This is a genomic window from Moorena sp. SIO4A5 (genome assembly GCF_010672005.1).
In the GTDB taxonomy this organism is placed as follows: Bacteria; Cyanobacteriota; Cyanobacteriia; order Cyanobacteriales; family Coleofasciculaceae; genus Moorena.
In genome coordinates this window covers 1-4,882 of sequence record NZ_JAAHHZ010000352.1, presented here as the reverse complement: position 1 = coordinate 4,882, position 4,882 = coordinate 1, and the positions used below count along the sequence as shown (strand labels likewise).

Below are 4,882 nucleotides of genomic sequence, written 5' to 3'. Positions count from 1 at the left end.
GCCGCTTCAGCCGCTCGTTTAAGAGCATTGCGACCAGCAACGGCATGAATGGTGATTAAGTCCACACCATAGGCGGCTGCAACCCTTGTTGCTCCAGCTACCGTATTGGGGATATCGTGAAATTTAAGATCCAGAAATATCCGCTTTTGCCGATGTTTGAGAGCATGAATAATCTCAGAACCAGTGCTCACAAACAGTTCCAGACCTACTTTCCAAAAGCTAACCTCAGGCAACTGTTCCACTAATGCGATCGCATCTTCCAGGCTCGGCACATCCAAAGGAACAATAATCCGATCTTCAACCATCAACCTCCTAACCTCCTAACCTTCTAACCTACTAACCTTCTAACCTTCTAACCCTGGCCTTTCGGCCACGCGATCGCGTTCAACCTACTAACCTTCTAACCTTCTAACCTTCTAACCTTCTAACCTCCTAACCTCCTAACCTTCAACCTCCTAACCTCCAGTGATACCTTCAACTAACTAAACGGGCAAACTTCTTTTTCCCCACCTGCAAAACCTTTCCCAGCAATTGATCAGGGGAATCAAAGGTCTGGTCAACCGCTGAAATGCGATCGCCATCCAACTTAACACCTCCCCCTTGAATCTGTCGCCTGCCTTCGCCACTACTTTGGCACAAACCTGATTCTTTAAGGATATAGAACAACTTAGCGGGAAACTCCACAGAAGACAATGAAAATTCTGGGACAGAATCCCCCGTACCAGTAGTGCTACCCTTTACTAAGTTTAGTGCTGCCTGCTGAGCTTCTTTTGCTGCTGCTTCACCATGATATTGGGTCACAATAGTCAGAGCCAATTGTTTTTGCTGCTCCCGTGGCTTTTCTGGAAGCTGGTCCAATGGCACATTAGTCAACAGCTCAAAATATTGCTTCAATAGATGATCTGGTGTCCCCTCCAGCTTTGAGTACATAGTCAGGGGATCATCTGACAAGCCAACATAATTCCCCAAAGACTTAGACATTTTCTGTATCCCATCCGTCCCAATCAAAATTGGCAGCAGTAAGCCGAACTGGGGAGATTGCCCAAAATGCCGTTGTAAATCCCGTCCCAAGGCAATATTAAACTTTTGGTCAGTTCCCCCTAACTCCACATCAGCCTTGACTGCCACAGAATCATAGCCCTGCATCAATGGGTAGAGAAACTCATGGAGGAAAATAGGATTTTGTTGTTGATAGCGTTCAGCAAACCCTTCCTTAGCCAGCATTTGCCCTACGGTCATAGTGGCTAACAACTCAATAATCTCAGACAAATCCAACTGGTTAAGCCACTCAGAGTTATAGCGAATTTCTAGCCGTCCTGGGGTGTCAAAATCTAGAATAGGGCGCACCTGTGACAGATAAGTTTCAGCATTTTCCTTGACCTGAGCTGGTGTCAACTGGCGACGCACCTCAGACTTCCCAGTAGGGTCACCTATTCTAGCGGTAAAGTCACCAATAATTAAGACAGCGGTATGACCAGCATCTTGGAATGCCCGTAACTTTCTGACTGGGATACTATGACCTAAGTGGAGATCGGCACCGGTTGGGTCTATACCTAACTTGACCCGTAAGGGACGCTCAGCTTGCTTGAGCCGAATAGCTAGATTTTCACTCGGATCCTGAGAATCCGATTGTAGGGGAAAAATTTCACTGGTACCTCTGTCTAGCCAAGCTAGCTCGTTAGAAAGGGGGATTTCAAAATTTGACATCGGTTGGGACTATGGTTGGGAATTAAGTAGGTTAGTTAGATTTATTTTAAGGATCGTTTACAAATTCTAAGCAGCTAGACCGACACTTGCCATGCACCATGTCTAAATGCCGCTAACTATTATACAAAAGGCCGTTGACAACCCTTACGACATGCCCATTAAGCCCACTCTTCTTGATGCAATAGCGAGTGGGGGAAACCCCCAAGACCGCGCTGCATCGCTTGTAACATAGCGATTAAATCCCCCACCCTTAAGCTTCTCGAGGGTTCAATCGGTGGATGCATCTGCCACAGGGACTGCATCAAGACGGGAAATGACCGTCGTAGAAGACAAAATGGTATGAATTGGCTGGAATTAACCCTAATTCAAAAATTATTTATCGCTACAGTAGTTGAAGCTGAAGTTGAAGCTTACTTATAGGGCTTGACACTTATCCATAACCTCCTGGCATTATTAAGAAATTCGATGCTCAAGACTTGTAAGTCATCCTGCTCTGCCCACCTATCCTTGGAATTGTCTTATAGAAAGGTACTTAGAGGATATCTGAAAAGTTTTTTGATACTGAATTTTGCCCCCCTAGCCCCCCAACTTTGGGGGGAACAAGAGTCCATTTGCTTCTACAAGTCCCCCAAAATTGGGGGACCAACGGGGGCTTGGATGTAGCAAATGGGACTTCTCAGACAACCTCTTAGAGAAATTAAAAAAAACACCCCAAGCACAGCCCCTAGCTTACATGTCTGTTCTTTAGTAAGGAAATGAAATCACCGTGTCATCTAGCACTATTCCACAACCACAAGATCGGAAAAATCGGAAAAGAAAGCCTTCACAAGTATTGCAGTTTGTGCAAGGGGTGGCTCAGGTAACTGGAGGGACTATCCTCGGGGTTACCATGTTAGCTAGCTCGATTGTAGCTGGTGGACTTGTGGGCTTAGCGACTAGCTTCCGTAACCTGCCAGATGTGCGCATGCTCCGGAACTACACACCAACAGAAACAACCTACATTTACGATGTCAAGGGTAGACCCCTAGTTAGCCTTCATGGGGAAGCAAATCGGGAAGTGGTCGAATTCGGCCAAATCAACCCTCAACTCAAGCGGGCTGTACTAGCTATAGAAGACAGTCGCTTCTACATGCACTATGGGGTTAACCCCAATAGCGTTGGTCGTGCTTTCTTAGTCAACTGGAGACAAGGGACAGTAGTGGAAGGGGGTTCTACGATCACCATGCAGTTGGTGAAAAACCTGTTTCTGTCTCGGCAACGCACCTTTAGCCGCAAAATCACTGAAGCTGTACTCGCTATCCGAGTTGAGCAAATCTTCTCTAAAGACGAGATTATGGAATTGTACCTTAATCAAATCTATTGGGGTCACAATAACTATGGCATTGAAACAGCTGCCCGGAGCTACTTTGTTAAGCCAGCCTCTGAGCTATCCTTAGCCGAGTCAGCGATGTTGGCAGGGCTAATTCAGTCCCCAGAAGAATACAGTCCCTTCAGCAACTACTCTAAAGCTAAAGAGCGACAAGCCGTGGTCTTAAGGCGGATGCGGGATTTGGGATGGATTACAGCAGCCCAAGAAAAAGAAGCTAAGGAACAGCCCCTGTTAATTGGCAAAAGTACCTCCTGGACGACCAGTAAATTACCTTTCGTCACAGAAGCTGCTGTCGTGGAGTTAAAAGAGCGATTTGGTCAGGAGGCGGTCACCAAGGGCGGAATGCGAGTTCAGACCACGGTTGACTACTACTTCCAAAAGCAGGCAGAAAAGATCATTAATCGTGCTCATTACACCCTACGTCGCCGTGGACTTTACGATAATCAAGTGGCATTAGCCGCCGTTGATCCCCGTACCCATTTTGTGAAAGCGATAGTCGGGGGGTACAGCTATGAAAAGAGCAAGTTCAACCGTGCTACTCAAGCTCGACGTCAGCCTGGGTCATCCTTTAAGCCATTTGTTTACTATACTGCCTTTGCCACAGGTAAATATGCCCCCGGTTCCACTGTTTACGATACCCCCGTGCGCTATCGAGATGGTAGAGGCTATTACAGACCCAAAAACTATGGTGGTGGCTACTCTGGTGCCATGAGCATTCGCACCGCAATTGTTCAATCGAGCAATGTGCCAGCGGTAAAGATTGGCAGGAGAGTGGGACTGGATAAAGTCGTTGATGTGGTTAAGACCCTTGGGATTAAGAGTCCCATGCAACCAGTGTTATCCTTACCCCTAGGGTCAGTTGGGGTAACACCATTGGAAATGGCAGGAGCCTATGCTACCTTTGCCAATAATGGCTGGCACTCTGACACTACTTTAATTGTCCGAGTGACCGATAGTAAAGGCAATGTGCTGCTAGATAATACCCCTAAGCCTAAGCTGGTGCTAGATCAATGGGCGGTTGCTTCCCTTAACCATACCCTAACCGGTGTAATTAACGGAGGTACCGGAAAATCTGCCCACATCGGGCGTCAGGCGGCAGGTAAAACGGGAACAACCTCTTCAGAGCGAGATGTGTGGTTTGTGGGATATGTACCCCAGATGGCTACGGCAGTTTGGATTGGTCGAGACAACAACCGACCCCTTGGGCGAGGGGTAACAGGTGGTGGCTATGCCGCACCGATCTGGCGGAGGTTTATGGCTTACGCTTTGCGGAACGAGCCAGTGAGATACTTCCCTCGACCCACAAAATTTAAGCGTCCTCGATCCAGATAAATTCTAGATAAAATAGGGATATCAGCCGTCATGATTGGCGGCTCCCTACTGACGCACTCTCAGCCCTCAGCTGTCTTGGGAGATGTCCATCTATCCCCACCCCCACCAAAGGCTAACGTACTACGATTGTTTCTCTACGTCTGACTTCATCCGCTCCAATGTCATGTTCATCTGGTCAAACATCTGCTGAGGGGTGATCCCAAACTGACCTAACTGAGTATTGAGCTGCTCTATGGTCATCTGAGCCATGAAGTCATCAGATAATTCGAAGCGCTTCATAAAAATCCGATAGCGCTCCATCATCTGTTCCATCTGATCGATGAAAATCTTTTTGCCTTCACGGTCAAACTTGCCATAGTCGTTGCCCAATTTAATCAGGTCTTGGTAATCTTCAAACAGCTGTTTTGCCTCTTTTTGGACAATTTCCGAATCAAAAAAACCCATTGCTCTTACCTGTCAACCGGTTTGGTTGTA

Annotated in this window: 4 protein-coding genes; 1 reads left to right on the top strand and 3 read right to left on the bottom strand. The window is 47.1% G+C overall.

All coding sequences use genetic code 11. The features are described 5' to 3' along the window. Positions 1-305 (bottom strand): orotidine-5'-phosphate decarboxylase (gene pyrF, locus F6K57_RS36810; protein ID WP_293073209.1); only part of this gene is annotated, 305 nt, incomplete at its 3' end. Positions 306-474: 169 nt separating this feature from the next. Further along, positions 475-1,707: a tyrosine--tRNA ligase gene (gene tyrS, locus F6K57_RS36805; RefSeq protein WP_293073205.1), complete on the bottom strand. Its 1,233-nt coding sequence runs from the start codon at positions 1,705-1,707 to the stop codon at positions 475-477. Between the two features lie 889 nt (positions 1,708-2,596). Between tyrS and F6K57_RS36800 the strand changes: the two genes are divergently transcribed. Then, the gene (locus F6K57_RS36800; protein ID WP_364305648.1) at positions 2,597-4,408 is read left to right on the top strand and encodes a penicillin-binding protein 1A; all 1,812 of its coding nucleotides are present in this window, start codon (positions 2,597-2,599) and stop codon (positions 4,406-4,408) included. Positions 4,409-4,528: 120 nt separating this feature from the next. Here the strand turns inward: F6K57_RS36800 and F6K57_RS36795 are convergent, their stop codons facing one another. Beyond that, entirely contained in the window at positions 4,529-4,852 is a 324-nt protein-coding gene (locus F6K57_RS36795; protein ID WP_070394592.1) for a DUF1825 family protein, read from the bottom strand. Positions 4,853-4,882: the final 30 nt, after the last annotated feature.